The sequence below is a fragment of the Anaerospora hongkongensis genome (genome assembly GCF_004339805.1).
Classification (GTDB): Bacteria; Bacillota; Negativicutes; order Sporomusales; family DSM-15969; genus Anaerospora; species Anaerospora hongkongensis.
The window spans coordinates 250,627-272,722 of the sequence record NZ_SLUI01000005.1 but is presented as its reverse complement, the minus strand read 5'-3'; the positions used below and the strand labels follow the sequence as shown (position 1 = coordinate 272,722).

Annotated in this window: 20 protein-coding genes; 16 read left to right on the top strand and 4 right to left on the bottom strand. The window is 46.5% G+C overall.

Annotation, left to right across the window (positions count from 1 at the left end):
- Positions 1 to 8: 8 nt before the first annotated feature.
- The 4 genes from EV210_RS09390 (at position 9) to EV210_RS09375 (ending at position 6,740) form a co-directional block, all read left to right on the top strand.
- Positions 9 to 1,352 carry a GntT/GntP/DsdX family permease gene (locus EV210_RS09390; protein ID WP_132078997.1) on the top strand — a complete coding sequence of 448 codons (1,344 nt, stop codon included), beginning with the start codon at positions 9 to 11 and terminating at the stop codon, positions 1,350 to 1,352.
- 199 nt (positions 1,353 to 1,551) lie between these two features.
- Positions 1,552 to 3,225, top strand: a complete 1,674-nt coding sequence (locus tag EV210_RS09385; RefSeq protein ID WP_132078994.1) for an ABC1 kinase family protein — start codon at positions 1,552 to 1,554, stop codon at positions 3,223 to 3,225.
- A 513-nt stretch (positions 3,226 to 3,738) separates the two neighbouring features.
- Positions 3,739 to 5,892 carry a PAS domain-containing sensor histidine kinase gene (locus tag EV210_RS09380; RefSeq protein ID WP_132078991.1) on the top strand — a complete coding sequence of 718 codons (2,154 nt, stop codon included), beginning with the start codon at positions 3,739 to 3,741 and terminating at the stop codon, positions 5,890 to 5,892.
- A gap of 251 nt (positions 5,893 to 6,143) precedes the next feature.
- The gene (locus EV210_RS09375; RefSeq protein WP_132078988.1) at positions 6,144 to 6,740 is read left to right on the top strand and encodes a YqaA family protein; all 597 of its coding nucleotides are present in this window, start codon (positions 6,144 to 6,146) and stop codon (positions 6,738 to 6,740) included.
- A 56-nt stretch (positions 6,741 to 6,796) separates the two neighbouring features.
- On the opposite strand, the gene EV210_RS09370 is transcribed toward EV210_RS09375, so the two are convergent.
- Positions 6,797 to 7,012: a hypothetical protein gene (locus EV210_RS09370; RefSeq protein WP_132078985.1), complete on the bottom strand. Its 216-nt coding sequence runs from the start codon at positions 7,010 to 7,012 to the stop codon at positions 6,797 to 6,799.
- Positions 7,013 to 7,252: 240 nt separating this feature from the next.
- Between EV210_RS09370 and EV210_RS09365 the strand changes: the two genes are divergently transcribed.
- The 3 genes from EV210_RS09365 (at position 7,253) to EV210_RS09355 (ending at position 10,397) form a co-directional block, all read left to right on the top strand.
- Positions 7,253 to 7,714, top strand: a complete 462-nt coding sequence (locus EV210_RS09365) for a RidA family protein (protein WP_207900692.1) — start codon at positions 7,253 to 7,255, stop codon at positions 7,712 to 7,714.
- A gap of 178 nt (positions 7,715 to 7,892) precedes the next feature.
- Entirely contained in the window at positions 7,893 to 9,689 is a 1,797-nt protein-coding gene (locus tag EV210_RS09360; RefSeq protein WP_132078979.1) for a heme NO-binding domain-containing protein, read from the top strand.
- 282 nt (positions 9,690 to 9,971) lie between these two features.
- Positions 9,972 to 10,397, top strand: a complete 426-nt coding sequence (locus EV210_RS09355; protein ID WP_132078976.1) for a hypothetical protein — start codon at positions 9,972 to 9,974, stop codon at positions 10,395 to 10,397.
- A 52-nt stretch (positions 10,398 to 10,449) separates the two neighbouring features.
- On the opposite strand, the gene EV210_RS09350 is transcribed toward EV210_RS09355, so the two are convergent.
- Positions 10,450 to 11,991, bottom strand: coding sequence for a gluconokinase (locus tag EV210_RS09350; protein ID WP_132078973.1), 1,542 nt, complete (start codon positions 11,989 to 11,991; stop codon positions 10,450 to 10,452).
- A gap of 161 nt (positions 11,992 to 12,152) precedes the next feature.
- Between EV210_RS09350 and EV210_RS09345 the strand changes: the two genes are divergently transcribed.
- Entirely contained in the window at positions 12,153 to 13,016 is an 864-nt protein-coding gene (locus EV210_RS09345; protein ID WP_132078970.1) for a MurR/RpiR family transcriptional regulator, read from the top strand.
- Between the two features lie 71 nt (positions 13,017 to 13,087).
- The gene (locus tag EV210_RS09340) at positions 13,088 to 14,194 is read left to right on the top strand and encodes an ATP-binding protein (protein ID WP_132078967.1); all 1,107 of its coding nucleotides are present in this window, start codon (positions 13,088 to 13,090) and stop codon (positions 14,192 to 14,194) included.
- A gap of 18 nt (positions 14,195 to 14,212) precedes the next feature.
- Here the strand turns inward: EV210_RS09340 and nrdD are convergent, their stop codons facing one another.
- Complete coding sequence (gene nrdD / locus EV210_RS09335) at positions 14,213 to 14,500, bottom strand: anaerobic ribonucleoside-triphosphate reductase (protein WP_132078964.1); 288 nt, start codon at positions 14,498 to 14,500, stop codon at positions 14,213 to 14,215.
- A gap of 279 nt (positions 14,501 to 14,779) precedes the next feature.
- On the opposite strand from nrdD, the gene EV210_RS09330 reads away from it, so the two are divergent.
- The 3 genes from EV210_RS09330 (at position 14,780) to EV210_RS09320 (ending at position 18,783) form a co-directional block, all read left to right on the top strand.
- Positions 14,780 to 16,681, top strand: a complete 1,902-nt coding sequence (locus tag EV210_RS09330; protein WP_132078961.1) for a sigma 54-interacting transcriptional regulator — start codon at positions 14,780 to 14,782, stop codon at positions 16,679 to 16,681.
- A gap of 33 nt (positions 16,682 to 16,714) precedes the next feature.
- Positions 16,715 to 17,371, top strand: a complete 657-nt coding sequence (trmB, locus tag EV210_RS09325; RefSeq protein ID WP_132078958.1) for a tRNA (guanosine(46)-N7)-methyltransferase TrmB — start codon at positions 16,715 to 16,717, stop codon at positions 17,369 to 17,371.
- A gap of 77 nt (positions 17,372 to 17,448) precedes the next feature.
- Positions 17,449 to 18,783 (top strand): DUF2935 domain-containing protein, encoded by a 1,335-nt coding sequence (locus EV210_RS09320; protein ID WP_132078953.1) that lies wholly within the window; start codon positions 17,449 to 17,451, stop codon positions 18,781 to 18,783.
- 55 nt (positions 18,784 to 18,838) lie between these two features.
- On the opposite strand, the gene EV210_RS09315 is transcribed toward EV210_RS09320, so the two are convergent.
- A complete protein-coding gene (locus tag EV210_RS09315; RefSeq protein WP_132078950.1) occupies positions 18,839 to 19,768 on the bottom strand; it encodes an NHL repeat-containing protein in 930 nt (309 codons plus the stop codon).
- A 105-nt stretch (positions 19,769 to 19,873) separates the two neighbouring features.
- On the opposite strand from EV210_RS09315, the gene EV210_RS09310 reads away from it, so the two are divergent.
- The 4 genes from EV210_RS09310 (at position 19,874) to EV210_RS09295 (ending at position 22,090) form a co-directional block, all read left to right on the top strand.
- Positions 19,874 to 21,046, top strand: coding sequence for an FtsW/RodA/SpoVE family cell cycle protein (locus EV210_RS09310; RefSeq protein WP_132079207.1), 1,173 nt, complete (start codon positions 19,874 to 19,876; stop codon positions 21,044 to 21,046).
- Positions 21,047 to 21,109: 63 nt separating this feature from the next.
- Positions 21,110 to 21,385 carry a PspC domain-containing protein gene (locus tag EV210_RS09305; RefSeq protein WP_132078947.1) on the top strand — a complete coding sequence of 92 codons (276 nt, stop codon included), beginning with the start codon at positions 21,110 to 21,112 and terminating at the stop codon, positions 21,383 to 21,385.
- A 132-nt stretch (positions 21,386 to 21,517) separates the two neighbouring features.
- Positions 21,518 to 21,811, top strand: a complete 294-nt coding sequence (locus EV210_RS09300; protein WP_243650493.1) for a spore coat associated protein CotJA — start codon at positions 21,518 to 21,520, stop codon at positions 21,809 to 21,811.
- A 21-nt stretch (positions 21,812 to 21,832) separates the two neighbouring features.
- Positions 21,833 to 22,090 (top strand): spore coat protein CotJB, encoded by a 258-nt coding sequence (locus EV210_RS09295; RefSeq protein ID WP_132078944.1) that lies wholly within the window; start codon positions 21,833 to 21,835, stop codon positions 22,088 to 22,090.
- Positions 22,091 to 22,096 lie beyond the last annotated feature (6 nt).

Below are 22,096 nucleotides of genomic sequence, written 5' to 3'. Positions count from 1 at the left end.
TCCGTAAAATGGATCATTCAGTAGCAATGCTTTCCGTACTGGGTATCGCTATTTTATTTATTATCATTCTAAGTATTAAATTCCGCATTCATGCCTTTATATCTCTGACTGCTGCCTGTTTTCTGATTGCCTTTGCCACCGGTATGCCATTAAATAAAATTGGCGCATCGATTGAAACCGGGATGGGCGGCACATTAGGCTTTCTTGCACCGATCCTTGCCCTTGGTGCTATTATCGGCAAAATGATGGAGATTTCCGGGGGCGCAGAAAAGCTGTCCCGAACGCTTATTAATTTCATGGGCCAAAGCAAAGCGGCCTGGGCTATGATGATTGTTGCCTATATCTGCGGGATTCCCGTTTTTCTGCAAGTTGGGATCGTACTGTTAACTCCCATTCTGTTCTGCGTTGTGCTCGAATCCAAGCAGCCTTTAGTTAAGGTGGCCCTCGGCATGCTTACCTCACTTACCGTTGTGCACTGCATCGTGCCGCCCCATCCTGCCGCCATGGCGATTACCCTGGCCCTAAAAGCGGATGTGGGTAAAGTAATTTTTTATGGTTTATTAGTCGGTATTCCCGCTTCCGTTATTGCCGGTCCGCTGTTTGGCGGCTTAATTGCCAAAAAGTATGACTTCCAGCCACCAGAGGCCTATTGCAAAATGGAACCCACGCCGGATGAAAAACTGCCTCCCTTCGGCATTACGCTGTTTACTATTTTACTGCCCCTGCTGCTGATGATCGGCAAAACCATTATTGAATTAGTTGCTGATAAAAATGCCCCCTATATGCCGTGGGTAAGCTTTATCGGCAGCCCGATTGCCGCACTTTTTCTGGCAGCCGTTCTTTCCTATTACATCATGGGTTATAAACGCGGTTATTCACTGGCCGATCTGGCCAAACGCACGGAATCCGCTATGGGACCAATGGCAACCATTATCCTGGTTATTGGTGCAGCCGGTGCCTTTAATCGCATTATCCTGGACAGCGGTATTGGTGACATTTTAAAAAATGTACTGACTGCCATTCACATTAGTCCGTTGATTATGGCCTGGGTTATCGCCATTGTGATGCGGTTTGCCATTGGCAGTGCCACAGTTGCTATGATGACATCGGCAGGCTTTATTACTCCTGTTTTAGCTGCCTACCCCGCGCTTGATCCTGCATTAGTGGCGGTAGCGATTGGCGCAGGGGCCATTGGTGCTTCGCATGTAACCGACCCTGGTTTCTGGTTCGTAAAAGAATCGATGGGTATCCCCATGGATAAAATGTTCGGTATTTATACTGCTGCCACTACCATTGCCTCAGTTGTTGCTCTGATCGGTGTTTTGATTTTGGCAGCAGTTTTGGGACAATAATTAATACAATGAGATATTTTTATTCTTCTGCAAAAGGGGTCGGCGAAACTGCCGGCTCCTTTTTGTTGTAGCAGTAAAAAAGGGGACTGTCCCCTTTTCAACGGGGTCCGCTACTGGCAGGCCAGGGTATATACTCGATAGGAAGCGGGAATATTGACAACAGATTGGAAGCTAGCCTAAGCCCTGGGGAGGATATAGTATGTTTGGCAAGAAGATTCGCCATATTAATCGCTATCGTGAAATTGCAGCTGCTTTAATCAGCCAGGGCTTTTATTATATTGTGGAAGAAATGGGTTTAGCTGAGAAGGTTCCCTACTATCGGCGCAGCCGCCCGGATTGTTTGAAAAATTCCCAAGCCATAGGCGAACGGATAAGGCTGGTTCTTCAGCAGTTAGGCCCGACCTATATTAAGCTGGGGCAAATCGCCAGCACCAGGCCTGATATTTTTCCTGCTGAAGTGATTGCCGAGCTAGAAAAGCTGCAGGATAAAGTGCCGCCATTTTCTTATCCGGAAGTCCAGAGCATTATTCATCAAGAGCTTGGCACTGACCTCGAAGAGCTTTATGGAGAGTTTAATCCGGAGCCGATAGCGGCTGCTTCTATTGGTCAGGTACACCAGGCCGTTTTACAGACCGGTGAAAAAGTTGCCGTAAAAATTCAGCGTCCGGGAATTGCTGCTGATATTCATACGGATTTGGAGATTCTCTATGAACTAGCAAGGCTGGCTGAAAGACGATTTTCCTGGATAGAATCCTATCAGCCGGTAGATATGGTTGAGGAGTTTTCCAAGTCGCTTCAAAATGAACTCGATTATACGTTTGAAGCGCGCAATGCTGAACGAATCGCCAAACAGTTCATCAATAGTACGGCCATCTATATCCCGAAAGTATATTGGACCCATTCGACCAAGAAAGTATTGACGGCAGAATATATTGACGGTATAAAAATAAGCGAAAAGGAAAAGCTCGAGCAGCAAGGCTATCACCTTTCCCGGTTAGCCGATCAGTTTGCGAAAAGTATTTTTCAGCAGATTTTTATTGCCGGTTTTTTTCATGGCGATCCTCACCCCGGCAATGTAGTCGTGCTGCCGGGTCAAGTAATTGCCTTTCTGGATTTTGGCATGGTGGGGCGCCTGAATGAGGAACTGAAATATAATCTGGCATCGCTGGTGATTGCGTTAATGCGGCAGAATCCGGATGAACTGGTGAAAAGTATTTTTCGTATGGGAATCGTTCCGGAGCAGGTTAACCGCCTTTTACTCAGAGATGATATTGCCATCCTGCAGGAAAAGTACTATGGCGTTCCTTTAAGCAAGGTTAGCCTAGGCGAGGCAGTTAATAATATTTTCGCTATTACGCTAAAATATAAAATTAAAATGCCTGCCGATTTTGTGCTGGTTGGCAAGACGCTGCTTACGCTGGAAGGGGTTATCGAAAATCTGGATCCCAATGTAAGCATTCTTGATATTGCCGAGCCGTTTGGCCAAAAGCTGTTGAAAGATAGGCTGCATCCAAAAGATGTGGCGAAAAGGTTATGGAGAAATATCAACAGTTTTGGTGAAGCGCTCAGCAGTCTTCCTGACAGTGTAAAAGAGTTGAGCTCAGTCGCCAGGCGGGGGAGGCTGCGGCTGGATATATCAATAGCAGAACTGAAGCCGATTCTGGATAATCAGGACAGGATCAGCAATCAATTATCATTCTGCATTATCCTGCTATCCTTCAGTATCATCATGGCCAGCATTATTGTCAGTTTGACGATAGCCGGAAGATCTTCCCTATTATGGCGGATTCCAGTTGTTGAAATCGGTTTTGTAATCGCGATGGTAATGCTGTTTGGCCTTTTATATGCCATTATTCGTGCAGGTAAGTCCTAGGAAAAACGGCTGCAGTTTTTTTCCTTCGAAAAAGAAGGATATAGAGGGGGTAAAACGGAATAAAATTACAATAAATGGAAGTTGTAACAAGGGGGTAATTACCATCAACACATTAAAGTTTTATGCTAAAATGCTTCTGCCTGTACTGCTGGAAGCAGGCGAATTATATTTGTTAGTGTGGTTATTAACCGTCGTTTGGCGCAACGGACTTTCCCTTCCCGTACAAATTGCCATAACCGGCTTTTGTGTGTTTTGGTCGGCAATCCGAATGAGAAATGTTTATACAAGTGTCAGGAGTACCTGGAACGGATTTCCCTGGTGGCTTGCTGACCGTTATAAATTTTAGAATAAAATCGTCATTCAGTACTTTTTCTCGACAGGTGCAGACAGGCAGCTGTCGATTTTTTTTGAAAATGCCGATAAAAAAGAAGGGAAAACAAGTTTGTTCCAGTATTTTACTTATGGACCATTGTCTTGCTGCAGTATCCTAGCTCTTTCCGGGAGGAATATGAGATGCGGCCTTCAAATGCCCTTAAAAAAATATTTTTTGTGCTGCTTTTTATTGTTACGATGCCCCCTTTGTTTTTGTCGTATTATTACATCGATGTGCGGGATGATCTGCACCTCGAGCAGGAAAAGCAGAAACTGATTTATGTTTCTTCCATGGCAGAGCATCACTTAAAGCCGATTATTGTGCAGATTTTAGAAGAGAACCGGACCATACGTCCGGAAGATGTTAGGAAGTGGCACGATGCTTTACAGCCGGTTATAGATAAAATTCAGTCCCGGTACCCGGAATACGCTATTGGTATTTCGTCACCGTCATTTAACGGACTCATTGCACTATCGCCAAACTTTAATGAAGACAAGATGGGCCGGGGAATTACGCCGAACGCTAAAGTTACCTATGAAACAGGAGCTTATAGTTTTAAGACTCTTAATAATTCGATTAATGGGGCCGGCGATGATGTAATTAGCGTAGCGTATCCGGTATTTTATAAGGGTGAGGTTATTGCCAATACTTTTGCCTATATAAAACACAAACAGTACCTTGCCAGTGCTTTCCGGGAATTGCTGCCCAGCTTTTTTGCCATCGTGATCCTTTGGTATGGTGTTTTTGCGCTTGGCTGGTTTGTTTATAATAAATTCAGAGAAGACATAAAAGCGTTGATCCAGCAGGTAGTCAGCGGGAAAATGCCTGAGCGGGACAAAGGCTCGTTTCCTGAATTGGATATCATCAGCTCTGCGGTGCATGATCTTAGGGAAACGTTAAAATATCGCGAAGCAGAATATAAAACTTTATTGGATAATTGTCCATATGGAATTGCCAGAATTGATCAAAAAATGCGGCGTGTTTATATTAACCAGGCTTTCCATACTTTGTGGGGGACCTCGCTTAGGACTGTTTATAAACAAGGTGGTGAATACGGAATTTACTCCGAATTCATTAGCCTGCCGTTGGGAGACGAACTGGAAAAAGTATTTTGTACCGGGGAAGAGTATGAATATGATTCTCATTATGTTGATGAGCAAGGCGTCGGCAGGTATTACCGCAACCGCGTAACACCGGAAAAGGATGAGGCGGGACAGGTGCAGACGGCCTTGGTTATTTCCCGGGAGGTGACGGAAAAAGTTCAAAGTGAAGAGCGCTTTTTTAAGGCTTTTCATATGAATCCCAGTATGGTGGCAATTATTTCGCTGAAAGATAAAACCTATATTGATGTCAATGAAAGCTTCTCGCAGGTTTTGGGAATTGGTCGTGAAGAAATCATTGGGCGTAGTATTGATGAAATAAAATTCTTACAGGATGGAGAGGCTGAAAAGATTAAGGCCCATCTGGCCGCATCCTGCAGGCTGAGCAATTATGAAATCAAATATTGCACCAAATTTGGAGAAACGCGTATTGCTTTAATGAGTGCAGATTCGATCACGCTAGGTGCTGTTGAGTGTTACTTGTGTGTTATGACTGATATTACCGCAAAGAAGCAGCTGGAGAATGAACTGGCGAGATTCGAACAGTTAAACATCATTGGCGAAATGGCTGCCGGAATTGGTCATGAGGTTCGGAATCCGATGACTACCGTACGAGGCTATTTGCAGCTGTTTAAAAGAAAAGAAGCTTTTGCCGCTTACAGCAGCCAAATTGATACCATGATTGAAGAATTAGACAGAGCCAATTCGATTATTACAGAGTTTCTTTCTTTGGCTAAGAATAAGGCTGTTAAAATGCAGCTGGATAATATCAATCATGTCATTCAGCGGCTATATCCATTGCTGCAGGCTGATGCCCTCCGGTCGGGCCACTGTATTGAGACTGTAATGGGGGATATTCCCGATACCTGCTTTGATGAAAAAGAGATCAGGCAGCTAATTTTGAATCTTGTCCGCAACGGTTTGGAAGCAATGAACGAAAGTGGCGTTGTTTCGATTCGCACGTTTCGTCAGGACCAATATATCGTATTGGCGGTTGAGGATATGGGAACCGGGATTGCAAAAGAAGTTATGGACAGACTGGGCGCACCCTTTGTCACGACCAAAGATAATGGTACCGGTTTGGGCTTACCTGTTTGCTACCGTATTGCTGAACGCCATGGTGCCACCATTAATGTAAAGACATCTCCTCAGGGCACAACCGTGTCGGTATTATTTACAGAAACGATGGAATGACTATTCTTGACATCATCAGCGTAATTGGCTAAAATTAAGCTGAGCAACAAGCAGTTTGGTTGGGTCAATAGTCAGCCGGGGAGCGATTACGCACTTGACATACGCCAATAGCGGCATAAAACAGGACCTCAGGTATGGACTAATTTCGTACTAAGGTCTTTTTTTGTTTTAATGTTTGCATTTTTAGCTAGTCTGTATATATTTAACTGATCTCGCAAAACTAGAATAGAGATTGTATTACGAGGAGACCTATGGAAGAATTAACGAAGGTGCTGCTGGAATGGGGCCTGCTGGGGCTCATTATTGCTTCCTTTGCCGAGTCATTTATATCGCCTATTTTGCCGGATTTGATTTTAATTCCGCTGGCGCTGGCGAATCATGAAAAAGCAATTCTCTATGGCCTGATTGCTACCGTTACTTCGGTGGCAGGAGGGGCAATTGGTTATTGGATCGGTCAAAAAGTCGGTGTTAAAGCTGCGCGCCGGCTCATACCGGATAAATATATCTGTTCTGTGCAGGATCATGTAACCGGCAATGCTGGTTGGGCGATTTTTCTGGCTGCCATGTCACCTATTCCCTACAAGTTCGTCTGTATTACCGCTGGAGCACTGCGCATTCAATGGTCTGTATTTATGGCGGTATCCTTTCTGGGGCGGGCAAAGCGGTTTCTTTTAGAAGGAATTCTGATCTTTTATTTTGGCCCGGCAGCGATTGATTTGTTTAATCAGTATTCCGAAGCAATGATGATTGGGTCAGTACTGGTGATTGCAATGGTTATCGTTATTGTTTACTTCGTAAAACGCGCAAAAAAAAAGACCATGATGGTTAAAGCAGATACCGGTAATTGATCAAAATAAAAGCAGTGGAATGATTCATTCCACTGCTTTTATTTTATTTGCATTATTTATTGCAGGTATCCGGTAACCGCGTACTGCCATCTGCGGGCAATATGGACATGACGACGCAGGTCGGCAACAAGACGCCGTTGCTTGTGATCAGGCAGCTCAGCCCAGTCAGGATAGCCAGAATAATGAGAAATAATCTGAGTAATCGCAGCCTGACTGTAGCCGATGCGTCGCATTTGTTGAATGTAGCCGCAGATTTGATCATGAAATTCCATCTCTACCAACACCTTTGCAGCAGACTATTGTTAGTTTGTCCAAAACAATGTCATCGAATGGTAGGAATTTTTAACAATCTACATATAAATCTGCTGCAATGTCACACTAAAAGGGCACTAATGATTAACTAAATGACCCGCAAACACCAAAGAGCACGATAGTGAATATCGTATAAGCGGATCGATTCTATCCGTAATACTTGTATGGCTAAATCCGCAAAGAAACTGGAGGGGGTTTATATGAGCTATGAAACCAGACTAACGGAGATGGGCATTATGCTGCCGGAGGCGCCAAAACCGGGACATCACGGCCAGCCCGCTATACAGGTTGGGGAGTACGTTTATGCTTCAGAGCAGCTTCCTCTGGTAAATGGGATAATTAAGTTCCAGGGAAAACTAGGCAGAGAAGTGCTGCTGGAAGAAGGTTATGAAGCGGCTAAAGTCTGTGTTATTAATTGCTTGGCAGCAATAAAACGGGTGATTGGTGATCTGGATAATGTTGATCAGGTCGTTAAGCTAGCCGGCTATGTCAATAGTATGCCAGGATTTGTTGAGCAGCCTAAAGTTGTTGCCAGTGCAGCCGAACTGGTGGAGAAAGTGTTTGACAGTGCCGAAGGACCGGTTTGTTCTGCGGTCGGTGTGGCAGAATTGCCGTTTAACTCGGCAGTAAAGGTAGATTTGATTGTTTCGGTAAAACGATAGTTTTGGGCCGCGTCCGGCTTTGCCTGACGCGGCCTGCTGCTAGTTAACGGCAGGCGAAAGTGAGAATTTCGTTTCCGGGCCGCTGAAGCAGTAATTTTCATTATGAACTATACAGGAAAATCTCCAGTGGAAGCGAATTCAAAAGGTGAGTCAAGCGACTAGATGGAGATGATAAGCTATGAAAGGTACCGTTGTCAGCACTTGGGTGAACACGGCCCGCCGGATATGGGGGGAGAGCCTGACTGCAGCTGCTATGGAGCATGCCGGTTGGGCTAGTGACAAAATGTTTTCAATGACTGAAGATGTGGAAGACCAAAAGACCCGAACCTTTGTCAGTTATTTGGCCAAGCAGACAGGAAAAACGGATGATGAAATCTGGCGGGTAATCGGCAAAGATAATATTACGACCTTTTCGCAGGCCTATCCGGCTTTTTTTCGCCAACAAAATCTCTATTCTTTTTTACGATCGATGTATGATGTCCATGTCGTTATGGTTAAGCGAATACCGGGAGCAAAGCCGCCGGAGTTGTTAATTCATCCTGTTTCTCAATATGAAGCAGTATTGTCTTACCGGTCCAAGCGGGGCATGTTTGGCTATATGTATGGTTTGCTGGCAGGTGCTGCCGAGTTTTTTAAGGAAGATATTCAAACAGAAGTGCTGGAATCGTCAGGCGAGCACATAAAAGTTAAAATCCGCTTTCCTCAACCGATCTCGCGGACTATTACATACCGCTTTAACCGGCTGCTGGCGATAGGCGGGCTGAAAAGCATTCCAGGAAAAGTTGCCATCAGCGTGGTGCTGGGGTCACTTGTAATCAATCAGATTCTACAGCTTGCAGGCGTTACCGATCTGCTGTGGGGAGCATTGACGGGCGGAGTCATTGCCGGCATTAGCGCAGCATGGCTGCTGCGGCCGCTAGCTTCGATAAAAGAGATAGTTGGAGCATTGATTGACCGCAGATACTTTGAAGAAGTTCATCTGCAGTCAGCAGATGAACTGGAAGCACTGGCCAGCCAGCTTAATCAGTACCGGGAGCGGGTTAAGACCGACTTCGTAGGGTTTAAGGGCATTACAGATGAAATGGATAAGTATGCAGGTACATTTAATACTCTTGCCGACCGGATGCGCACTACCTCTAACGAGATTTCCGGCGTCGTGAATGATGTTGCTCATGCCGCTACCAATCAGGCGGAAGAAACGGAAGGCGCCGTACATATTCTCAGTGGCAATATGGAAACGCTGACTACCGTCGTGGCCGAACAAAACCGCAATAAGCAGCAGCTTGAAGCGGCGGTGTCGCAAATTAATAAAGGTTTTGAGGAAGTACACGCTTCCAGCAGTAAATTAACGAAAAGTCTGGATATGTTTGCCACCGTCAAAAAATCTGCAGAAAACCTTCAGTCCCAGGCAGCGAAAATTACGGAGATTACCGGCTTGGTGGCGGCAATTGCGGGACAAACCAATCTGCTTGCCTTAAATGCGGCAATTGAAGCGGCCCGGGCGGGCGAGCAGGGGCGCGGCTTTGCCGTCGTAGCAGAAGAGGTGCGGAAATTAGCGGAACAGTCTCATCACCATTCGGAGAGCATTTCCAGTGATCTTAAAATACTCATGGATATTATCAGCGGCGTTGTGCGGCTCATTGAAGAAGAATATGATATTCTGGCTACGGAAAGCCGCCAGTTAACGGCGGTTGTGACAGGCAATACCCGTCATGTTGAGAACATTCACCATGTCTCCGATAATATTGTGGATATGATCAATAAGCTGGAAAATGAAATGCGGGGGATCAATACCGTATACAGTAAGATTGAATCCCTGGCAGCCATTTCTGAAGAAAACTCTGCTGCCAGTGAAGAAGTCAGTGCCGCCGTTAGCGTATACAATGATAAATTGCAGGATATGATGGATAAAATCCGCGAGTTTAAAACCGTTATTCAGCACTTTGGCGAAGACATGAATCAATACCGTATGTAAGTAAAGCAAAAGAGTCCGGTTATACCGGACTCTTTTTTTTGTCAAAATGCGTTCCCAGGACGTTCAGAAAGTCCCAGATGCTAGAAAGGCTGAGGAAGCGAGCGAAGACAGTACAGCGGCGGTACGGCAAGTGAGCTCCCGCAAGCCTGCCAACGCAGATGGGGCTTTATCAACGGCCTGACTCTTTTTTCTTTTCCCTGCCCGCATTGTATGATATACTAATTTTGTCTAATAATAGCAGCGGATCAGGGAAAATGTAAAAAAATGGAAGGTGTTAGGGCTGTGACGGCGGAAGAATTTCAAACAGCAGTACTGCAGCAGTTACAGGTTCTGCAGCAGAATTTTACAAAGCTGGATACTCGGATGGATGATTTGCAGTTGAAAATGGGCAGCCTGGATTCCCGGGTAAATACGCTTGCGCTTCAGCTGGACAAGCTTGACAGCCGGGCGGATGAACTGGAGACGAATCTCACACACCACCTGGCGGCTCAATACAGCATTATGAATGCTAAGCTTGACGAATGTCTGGCTATTCAGCAGAATGATCTGATGAAATTGCTCGAAATTATTCATGAAGAAATGGCTACGCAGGAGGAGACGGACCGCATCGTGAAAGCACAGGCGGAACAATCAAAAATGCTTAGTTTGTTGTCTACCCGCTCCATACAGCATGAAGCCGAGCTGGAATATTTGAAACTGGCAAAATAAATACAGGCAGAAAAACAGCAGTGGAATCAACGGGAGATTCCACTGCTGTTTTTTAATTTTTCCAGGTTCGCTGTATTTTCGCAATTTCTTCGAATTCTTGCTGCAGGTTCCAGTAAATCCGCTCATATATTTTGAAAAGCTGTTGATAGCGTTCATGGTTTTCCGTAGAGGGATAATAGCGTTCCTTGATGTTAATAAAGTTGCCTACCTCTTTGATATCATGTAAAAAGCCCAGTGCATACAGTCCGAGTACAGCAGCGCCATAGGCAGCACCCTCCGGCTCGCCGGGAACGGTAATGACCCTGCCGAACACGTCGGCGAGTATTTGTACCCACAGGCGAGAACGGGTGAAGCTGCCGCTGACCCGAATTTCCGTCACTTGGCCGGATACTTCTTCCAGTGCCTGGAGGATACTGTACATCCGGTAGCAGATGCCCTCCATCGTTGCCCGCACCAGGTGGCGTTTGCCGTGATTGAGATTCAGGCCGAACAGGACACCGCGAGCATTGGCATTCCAGTAAGGCGCCCGCTCACCGGCGAAGAATGGCAGCATAATCAGCCCATCTGAGCCTGCCGGTTTTTGCTCGGCATAACGACTGAGAATATCATAAGCATCCAGTCCCAGACGCTCGGCAACTTTTTGTTCTGTTGAAGCAAATTTTTCTTTTGCCCAGCGCAGTGCAATGCCGCCATTGGTAATGGCACCGCCCAGAACCCAGTAATCTTCGCTGAGATTGTAGCACCAGGTTCGGCCTTTCGGATCATTATAAGGCTTGGTAGTGATTACCCGCACAGCACCGCTTGTACCGATCGTTAGCGTCAACTGGCCGGGATTAATAGCACCAGAGCCGATGCAGTTCATCATGCCGTCACCACCACCCATAATTAACGGGGTATCGGGCGCAATGCCTAGCGACTGTGCGATTTGCGGGTCGATTTGACGCTCAATATGAGTAGTCGGCACAACTTCCGATAACTGATCCTGTCTGAGGCCGGTTAATTCCAGCAGCTGTTCATCCCAGCTTAGTGTTTGGTTATTATATAAGCCGGAACCAGAAGCGATAGATTTATCAATGATGTATTTGCCGGTAAGCCGGTGAATAATATATTCTTTAATACCGATGAACTTAGCAATTTTTTGAAACATTTCCGGTCGTTCATAACGGAACCAGAGAATCTTATACAAGGGAAACATCGGATGAGGCGGGCAGGCGGTACGCGAATAAATTGCTTTTCCGTCATCGCCTGATGCTACTTTTTCTTTATAGCTTTGTGCCCGGTTATCAGCCCAGGTAAGCATCCGGTAAAGCGGGGTGCCAGCCGCGTCGACCGGTATCAGGCTGTGTAATGCCGAACTAAATGACATACCGGCAATATCTTTGGCGGTGATACCGGATTGTACCATCGCCTTGCTGACGACCGTAACAAAGGCTTGATAGATTTCATCAGGGTCCTGCTCTGCCCAATCGGATTCGGGAGTATACAACGGATAATCTATGGAGTGGCTTGCCAGTATAGTACCATCTACACGATAAAGTACGGCCCGGCAGCCCGTAGTGCCAATATCAACTCCGAAAATAGCTTCTTTGTGCATGATAATCCTCCTGTGTGTGGTTTGGGACATCTTTATTCATACCATGACGGCAATGAAAAGTAAACCTCTTATTGTGTGCCAGAGAATAGAACGATAAAATATTTGGACGAAACAGGCGTATCTTGCTACAATAATATAAGACTCGTAAGGGAGGAATAGTCATGCAACCGTCAACGTCACAGATTAGTGGCTGTTTGCCGCGAATTCGCAGTGTCTTCAGTTCACTGACCAAAGCTGAGCAAAAGGTAGCTGCCTATATGCTGGACAATCCGGCAGCTGTTGTTCATCTTTCAATTACAGAATTGGCAGAAGGGGCAGGCAGTGCTGAGGCTACTATTTTTCGCCTGTGTCAAAAAATCGGTTTTAAGGGGTATCAAGCCTTTAAAATTGCCTTAGCCGGTGATTTATATACACCTATGGAAACAGTTTACGAAGAAGTTGATTCTGCGGATTCCATTTCGCTCATTGCAGGCAAGGTATTCCATAGTATTAATGAGGGGCTGCAGGATACGCTTAAGCTTTTGAATCCGCAGGCCGTCGAAGAGGCCGTTGCCGCATTGGCTAGGGCCAAACGAATTGATGCTTATGGCTCAGGCGGATCGGCGATTATTGCTGCCGACATCGAACACCGCTTTATGCGGTTTGGCGTGTGTGTGCGTGCTTATGGCGATTCGCATATGCAAATCGCCTCAGCAGCCCTGCTGTCTCCCGGTGATGTGGTTGTTGCCGTTTCGCACACTGGCTCCAACCGGGAACTGCTTGATTCGGTGGCGACAGCCAAAAAAAGTGGTACTACCGTTATTGCTTTAACCAGCTACATGAAGTCGCCCTTGTCGGAGCTTGCAGATATTTCGCTGGTAGCCTCAGCCAGGGAAACAAAATATCGCTCGGAAGCAATGGCATCGCGTCTGGCGCACCTGGCAATTGTCGACGTCTTATATATTGGTGTTATGCTGCAAAATAAAGAACGTCTGGTGGCCAATATGCAAAAAGTAAGGGAAGCGATTGCTCTGCGCAGATTGTAGAAAAAGGGAAGGGACTTTGCCGATTCGTGTCGAAATAAAGAGCCATATGTTATTTGCTGCGGGGGTGAATTATGGCCAGGGAATTGAAGATGACTGCTAACCGTCGCCTGCAGGACGACTTAGCTGCCAGCGAAGCTCGCTATCGAGCCATCGTTGAGGATCAGACAGAATTTATTTGCCGGTATACTCCCGATTTGACAGTGACCTTTGCCAATCGGGCTTATTGCCGGTTTCTCCATAAAAAACACTATGAGGTTTACGGGCAAACTCTCGATAGGCTGGGCGTGCCGGAACTCGATGTACAGAATATTCGCGCATTAATTGCCTCATTAACTTCGGCAGCACCTACGTGTATTTCTGAATATGGTATTACCGACGGAGCGGGTGAAGTACGCTGGGTGCAATGGACCTACCGGGGATTTTTTAATAATCAGGGCCGTCTGGTGGAAGTACAGTCCGTCGGTCGTGACATTACACGGCAGAAACAACTGGAAAAGGACCTTGCCCATTACGAACAGCTTAACTTAATCGGGCAAATGGCTGCGGGAATCAGCCACGAGATTCGTAACCCAATGACAACTGTACGGGGTTTTTTACAATTGCTTAGTAAAAAGGAGGAATGCCAGCCTTTTAAAGGATACTTGGATCTAATGATTGAAGAATTGGACCGGGCCAACTCGATTTTATCGGAATTTCTAGCGTTGGCCCGCAATAAAAAAATGGATAAAAAACCGCATAATCTAAATGCTATTATTGAAGTCATTTATCCGCTGCTTCGTGCCGATGCGTTAATGGCAGAAAAGAGCATCCAGCTTGACCTCAAGCCCGTACCGGAACTAATTTTAGATGAAAGTGAAATGCGCCAGCTTATCCTGAACTTAGTACGTAATGGACTGGAAGCCATGCAGCCTGGCGGAGAAATGTGCATACGAACTTTTGCCGATACGGAGGCAGTAACCTTAGCTGTTGAAGATGAGGGCAGCGGCATTGTTCCGGCGATTTTAAACCGGCTGGGAACTCCCTTTCTTACGACGAAGGACAACGGTACCGGCTTAGGCTTAGCCATATGCTATAGTATTGCTGCCCGGCATAATGCCGTCATTCAAGTTACTACTGATGATTCGGGCACAACCTTCTTCATTCGGTTCTCCAGAGTAAATCAATCCCCTCAAACCTAATGGCTTGAGGGGATTGATTTAACCGCAGCAATGTTTGAAGCGGGCATGCAGCTCGTCCTGCTTGGCGTCATTAAAATTTTCCATGTTGGAAAGGTAGCCTGTAATGCGGCGAACCCGGCGTACGGGCGATTTCTCAATTGCTTTTATCTCCACATTCTCTCCGTCAATTGTGAGCAGGACACGGGCCAGCTCTTTATGGCGATCTTTCCACTGAGCGATTTCTTCTTCAACAATAGCAGTCATTTCGGCAACCGATAACAGAGGATCATATTCAACCGCAACATGATGCACCATGGTGTTTGTCATGGATATTACCTCCAAATTAATAATATATATCCAGTATAACAAAAATTTAACAGGATAAGCCAGAAGAAAAGAAGTGGTTTTTAGGCCGTAATGTGGCGAAAATAAGAAAGAAGTCACTGGCACGTCCGATAAAGGAGTAAAGGTCGCAAGAGCATAGGATTCTAATCGCGGCAAGCAAAATGAGCTTGTTTTTGTAAAGTCTATTGGTGAATACACTTTCGATTAACTTGATTTTATGGTATGATTTCTTTAAAAATTGTGCGTTGGTGGAGGTTATTTATGATTCGCGAACGACGTAGTAAAGAAAAGCTGCAAACCTATTATACGAAATACATAGCTGATGGCGTCCTTGATCCCAATGTTCATCCCTGGGTAGCCGAGTCCTGGCAGGTCAGCCATGAAGCCGGCATTGCCTCAGAAGTAATGCCCAATTTATACCGCCTGTCCAAAACTGAATTAGCCGAACGGCGGGAGCGGCACAAAGCGGCGCTTTCTTACTTGGACGAGCTGTACCGGCAAATTGATGAGCATTTTAATTTATACAATCTCAGCTTGCTGTTGCTTGATAATGAATGCCATGTTTTAAAAAATTATGCTTTGCCGTTTTTTCAGAAGATGGCAGGGGAAGTGGAAGGGGCACGGCTGGCAGAAACAGATATCGGGACTTCAAGCATTGCAATTGTGGCCAGGCATAAAACCCCCTTTCTGCTTTTTGGTCCGGAAATGTGGATAAAGGAATGTCAGAACGGGGATGCCTGCTCGGCGCCGGTATTTTTAAACGGCGAACTGCAGTATATTCTCACACTGGTATCAGTGCAGCAGCAAGAGCTGCCTTATAGCTCTATTGCCGCATTAATGCTCAGCATGACCCATGCCCTGGAAACGTACCTGCAGCTGCAGGAAAGGCTTGATGCCAAGCAGGCAATTTTAGATGCTGTACCCCATGCCGTTTATCATATCTTACCGGGCGGGGAAGTGGCGTATACCAATAAGCTGGGGCAAAGCCGTCTTTCGGGGATTGCCTCTTACAATAAAGGGGACGTGTATCCGAATTTAAGCGATGTAGTATTGAACTATCGTCATACGCCGTTGTACAAAGGCTTTTTAGGAATACCTTCCTATAATAAAGAAGTCACTTGGATTACGGCTCAAAAAACCTATGAAGACATTACAACCGTCGTCCCCTTGTACCGGGATAATGAAGTGGGCGGTATTGTGGCTATATCCCAGCCAATTGAAGATTTGCGTACGCTGGTGGCTCACGCCGTTGGTTATACAGCCCGGTACAGCATGGGATCAATGGTCGGGCAGGATACGGCTTTTTCTTCGATGAAGGATAAGGCGGCCAGGGCCGCAAAAAGTGGTAATCATACTTTATTGCAAGGTGAGCCGGGGACAGGCAAGCAACGGCTCGCACACGGCATTCACCAAGCCAGCACCCGGGCGGCAGGGCCGCTGATTTCTGTCCGCTGCGGGGATATGCCGGCAGAAATGCTGGAAGGTGAACTGTTCGGCAGTATCTTTGGCGAAGAAAGCCGTCCGGGCAAATTAGAATTGGCTAACGGGGGGACGCTGTTCCTGGATGAAGTCGAGAAAATTCCGTATCATTTGCAGGTTCGCCTTGCGGCTGCGCTGGCTTCAGGTAAGACCTGCCGCGCCGGGGAAGATGTACCGCGTCCCTTTGATGCGCGGATTATTGCCGCGTGTGACAGCGATGTGAAACGCCTGACGGAAAAAGGAGTATTTGCCAGCCAGCTCCATGATATCATCAGTAAAGTAGTACTGCGCATGCCTTCCCTCCGTTCCCGCAAAGATGATATTCCCTTACTTGCGGAACATATTATCAGTGAATTGGCTGAACAGCATAACCTTGCCAAAAAAGTGCTGACAGACGAGGCCGCCAAGCTGTTGATGTCTTACGAATGGCCGGGGAATATCAAGCAGCTGCAGGGCGTTGTGGAGCAGGCCTTCTTCAATACTGCCGGTGAAAATATCACCGGTGATGATATTATTCTGCCAGGAGAATCCACTCCTGGAAAGGCTTGGAAAGAAGATCGGGAAATATTTGTAGAGGCCTGGAAAGCGGCGGGAGGTAACATTAGCCGTTTGGCAAATATGCTTGACGTCAGCCGGGTAACACTGTACCGTTATTTGAAGAAATATGGTTTAGAGCGGGATTAAACCTGCGAAATAGAATGGCTGGGAGCGATTGATATGCGTTTACGAAAGAAGCCATGGGTAGGCCAGGCTTTAGAAAAATATAACAGCTTTGTACTGCGGCCGGCAGAGGAACTGTATCAGGGCCAGTGGCAAAGTATTTTTGAACGGACAGCACCACTGCATGTTGAGCTGGGGACAGGAAAAGGCCGTTTTATCTGCGGTATGGCTGAAATGTATCCGCATATTAATTTTATCGGAATTGAAGCACAGCAGGACGTATTGTATTATGCCGCACAGAAAATTGCAGAAAAGCAGTTAACCAATGTACGGTTATTAGTTTTTGATATTAACAATATCATGAATCTTTTTGCGCCAGGAGAAGTTGACCGGTTTTATATCAATTTCTGCGATCCCTGGCCCAAAGCCCGTCACGACAAGCGTCGGCTGACGCATCACCGCTTTTTGGATATGTACCGGCAGCTATTATCTCCTGCCGGAGAGATTCATTTTAAAACAGACAACGAACCGCTGTTTCATTTTTCCCTGGAGGAATTCACGAATTACCAGTGGCGTCTGGAACAAGTATCGTATGATTTGCATAACAGCAGTTTTACCGGTAATGTCATGACGGAGTATGAGATCAAGTTCAGTTCAAAAGGCGGCCCGATTTTCCGTTGTGAAGCAAAACCACCGAATTTATTTGCTAATTAAAAAATAAACATCACATAATCGCCAAGCTCGGCATACACTGTAGTAACACTGTAATCTGTAAATGGGAGAGTGTTGCTATGTCGCGCCCTATTACCATGGCAGCCCCGGTTCCACCGCTGAATATGGAGGAAGTTAAATTCTGGCTGGAAATCATGCGGGAGCATGCTTTATTCATTAAAATGGGTTTGCCTTGCGAAAGTACGAGTCTAATTAGTGAGGCGGAGAGCTTTTATAAGGAATTTGGGGCTTTGTATAACCGAGCTGAAAAAATAGCCAGTGAGAAGAAGTTTGTCGAACTGGTTGATAATGCTCTCGATACAGTTGCCGAATTTCTCCGCTTTAAACGGCATTTGCTGCAGCAGGTTCTGCTGTGCAAATTGATTGGCAATAACCCGCCGCTCTTTTTGGATCATATGGCCCGGGAAGCGGAATATGTGCTGGCCTTATTCGGTAAAATCAAAGAGTGTCACAGCAAAAACTATCACTTGTCCAAAGCACGGGAAAATGTCTTTTGGCTGAGAATAATGGCTGATCATACCAAATTCATTGAAGGGCATATTGATCCTTCCGAACGGATAATTATGAATATGGTAAGGGATTTCTCCACCGAATTTGATAATCTTTTCCTGCAGGCCAATGACTTCTACAGTATGCTGCAGCATCCCAGCCAACTACCCCTGGTAACCGTCTCGTCCAAAAAGAAATGCAAGAAAAAACATCAATATAGCACTACCACTTGTCTTCCGCACCTTAATCCTCCGGTATATGGCCGGTTTATTCATGATGTCCGCTCGGCAACTCTTCGGCTGCGGGATTTTAAAAAGGCTCTCTACAACATGGTGGAGAATTGCAGAATCGCCAGTATTCTGCCGGCACTATTGGCAGATCATGTACGCCGTGAAGCCGATCATTTCCTGATGATTTTAACGATGATGGAAAAGGGTTTGATTGGCACCGAAGGGGATTATCTGCAGCCTGACCTCGATGAGAATGCGCTGACTTTAGATGACTTGTGTGATAATGCCGACGACAGCACTGCTTCGCTGGCGAGCCAGTACATCAGTTCAGCCGACGATGATGACTGTGACGATGATGAAGATGATGAAGATGATTGTGATGACGATGATTGTGATGACGATGACGATGACTGCGATTGCGATGACGACGATGAAGACGAAGATGACTGTGATTCGGACATCGTCTTTGATGATGACTGTGATGAAGACTTCAAGCCTGCCAGTCAGATAAAGTCCAACTATCTAAAACCAAAGTTTTATCCCCGAGATGATGAGGCGGTTGTTCAAGCTGAACCTGCCGTTCAAAGTACCAAGTCGGCTGACCCTGAAAAGGCAGATGGCAAGTACAAGTGGTCAGGCAAGTGGCCCCGCCCTCTGGGGAAAACGGAGGAGTAGCGCTGATGTTAATAAAGTTAAGGCCCCTCTCCACTTTGCGGAAAGGGGCTTTGATTTATTTTCGAATGACAGCTATTGGCCCTAAATAATCACTGGTGGCCGTTACTGCCGTGATCCGGCCGGCAGAGAGGTCGATTCTGGCAAGATTACCTTTCATTACCGAAAGGCCAATTGCCTGATTACTATCCGGTACCACATGAATTTTGTCAAGCGGCTGCCCCAGCAGCATATGAGTAGTCGGGCGGAGCGTTTGCCTGTCAATAACGGTTAGTGCCCCGTCTTCCGTAATGATATAGATCATGTCAGCCGTAAGTTCCAGGTCAATGGGGTAGCCGGTAAGCGCTGCCCTGCAGTGGGGACAAACAAGCTTAAGGGCAGTTGGCAGTTGGTCTTCTGCTTCTTTTCCGATAGCTGCCAATCCTAGCTGCTGGTTGCTATCCGCCAAAGCGACGAAGACCATGCCGTCCGGGGCAGCTGCCATCGCTGTCGGCGCGCCAGGCAGCCGATATTCCCTCATTACCTGGCCTTGAGCATTGAAACTAGAAAATAGACCTTCTGCTCCATCCTCCCACAGAGCAAGCAACTGATCTCCCTGAGTGGCTAGAGACATGCAGGAAAGCTGCGCTTCATTGGATTTTATCAATGTGACAGCAAGTGTTGCCGTATCAAGCCTGTATAAGTTTCCGGCCGGGTCGGCAAAGTAGGCAATTGCCTGTTGGAGGGCAAAGTATTCGGGATGAGCAATTGCCACAGGGAGCCGGTAGAGCGTGTAAGTGGCTAAGTTTAAAATATGTAGGGAACCGTTGCCGCCGTTGCCCGCAGCAGGCAAAAAGACCTTGCTGCCGTCATCAGCCGGATATAAGGCAGTAATTGCCTCCGTAGGCGGCAGTGCAAGTTCAGCCATGATTGCATTAGTGAGACCGTCAACAACCAGTAAGGTTTGGGCAGTAGTATCAACTATCAGTAATTGATAACAAGTGTCCATCGATTTCACCTCATTATTTTCAGGATATTCGTATTGGGCTGAGGCAGGTGTTTCTGGTATAATAAGACAAGTATATCGATATGGGGGCGAAAGTAATTGAATAGAATGCCTGCCTTGTGGTCTAATCCGGCGCAAGCCGTACTATATCTGATTCTCATTTTATTTGCTCTGGGGACTGTGAATATTTTCAGTGCCAGTTTTGTTACAGCCAGCAGAGAATGGAATGACAGCTATTTTTATTTAAAGCGGCATCTGCAGGCTTTTGGTATCGGGTTGGTCTTGTTGTGGCTGGCTGCGAAATTTGACTACCGGCAATATAAGTGGTTTGTGCCTGTCATGATTTTGGGCACGATGGTTACCTTGGCTTTAGTGCCTGTGATGGGCTTAGAGGCCAATGGTGCCAGGCGATGGCTTAAGCTGGGAATGACGTTCCAGCCGTCTGAACTGGCTAAACTCGCGGCAGTCATGATGACTGCTGCCTATTTGGGCGTGTATCTGGATAGAGGCCGGCGAACCAGCATCTTGTCGTGGCCTTTTTGGCTGACAGGCATGATGGTCGTACTGGTTTACAAGCAGCCGGATATGGGGACTGCTGTCGTCATTTTTGCTTTGTGTATGGTTGTATATCTGTTAAGCGGCATCCCCCGGTATGAATGGCTGAGCCTAGTTGGTATCGGAGCAATTGTAGTTGTTGCATCAGTTTATGCTGCTCCTTACCGGGTTGTGCGTATTGCAGCATGGTTTAATCCCTGGGCGTATCAGCAGGATATTGGGTATCAGGCTGTTCAGGCATTGCTGGCTATCGGCTCCGGTGGTTTTATGGGTACCGGGTTGGGTCTGGGGGCAAGTAAGTTTTTTTATTTGCCTGAAGCGCATACCGATTTTGCTTTTGCCGTACTTAGCCAGGAAATGGGGTTCATTGGCGTCCTTTTTGTTTTGTTTTTATTTGCTGCCGTTACCTGGTATGGTACCAAGATTGCTATTAAAGCACCTGACGGTTATGGAATGCTGTTAGCTGGCGGCATTACGGCATTACTTAGCGGGCAGGCGGTAGGGAATGTTGCGATGGTGTGTGGTATTTTGCCGGTCACAGGCGTACCGCTGCCCTTTATTAGCTTTGGCGGAACCTCACTGATTGTGAATATGCTGGCAGTGGGAATCTTAATCAGCATTGGCCGTCAGGCTGCTGCCGAAGGGGACAGGCCATCCCGTCCCGAACCGCAGCTGGACCCGAAAAGGCGTGCCCGGCGCCGGCTGGAACTGGTCAATCGCAAATAACATGATTAAAAGCCTCTCATTATGGTAATAATTTCACTAGATTACCATCGGGAGGCGTTTGTTATGCTATGGCTAATTCGCGCCGCGGCTTATGGCTTGAGCGGCCTTACGGTATGGAGCTTTTTTCAGGGCGATGCGGATTCCACCAAGTTGGCAATCCATCAGCATCTCGCGCTGGATTCCGGCCAGGGCATGGTTTTTGGAGTATGTGCGGGGATAAGCAACTATACTGGTCTGGATGTAACCATTGTCCGGTTTGCCTGGGTGCTGGCGGTATTTTATAAGGGCCTGGGAATCGGATTGTATATACTGGCGTTCTTGCTGATGCCAATGAATTGAATAATGAAAAAAACGGGGCTGTTGCAAATCGGATAATACCGCTTTGCGACAGCTCATTTTTTATTTACGTTTGTGTCAATATGTAATCTGTCTTCATAAGCTATAGTAGGCATGGAAAGGAGGGTATTTCAATTGTCTTCTGAGAATGAAAAAATTGATGATGTATATGAGAATGAGCGGAAAAAGAAGGTCCATTGCGAGGAAAAGTGTCATGAGGATTTCATGGACATAAAGGAGTGCTGTGACGAACCGGAGCCTTGTGAGTTTAATATGTGCGACGACAGCATGATGATGCCCCGGCCACTGCTGCTGGCGCATGCGTATGTTCCCTGGCAAAAATACGAAAGAGCGTTCTCGCCCCGGGAAGCGTTGATGAAAGGCACACTTTTCCCTGAACTTTGGGGTGTTTATCCCATTCCGGGATAGAAAGGCGGAGGTGAAACAAAAGTGGATCGCAATAAGCGAATGGCTATGCTGGAGAGACTTCTGGAAATACAATTTGTCGCAATCGAACTAAATTTGTATCTGGACACTCATCCTTGTGACCAGGATGCATTAAATGATTATAATTGTGCGGTTGAGGTATTGATGAAACTAAGAGAAGAGTATGAAGAGTGCTTTGGACCCTTATTTCACTTCGGCTGGAGTCCTGTCAAAGGCAGGGATTGGCAGTGGATGGAAGGACCGTGGCCCTGGGAAATGTAAGAAAGG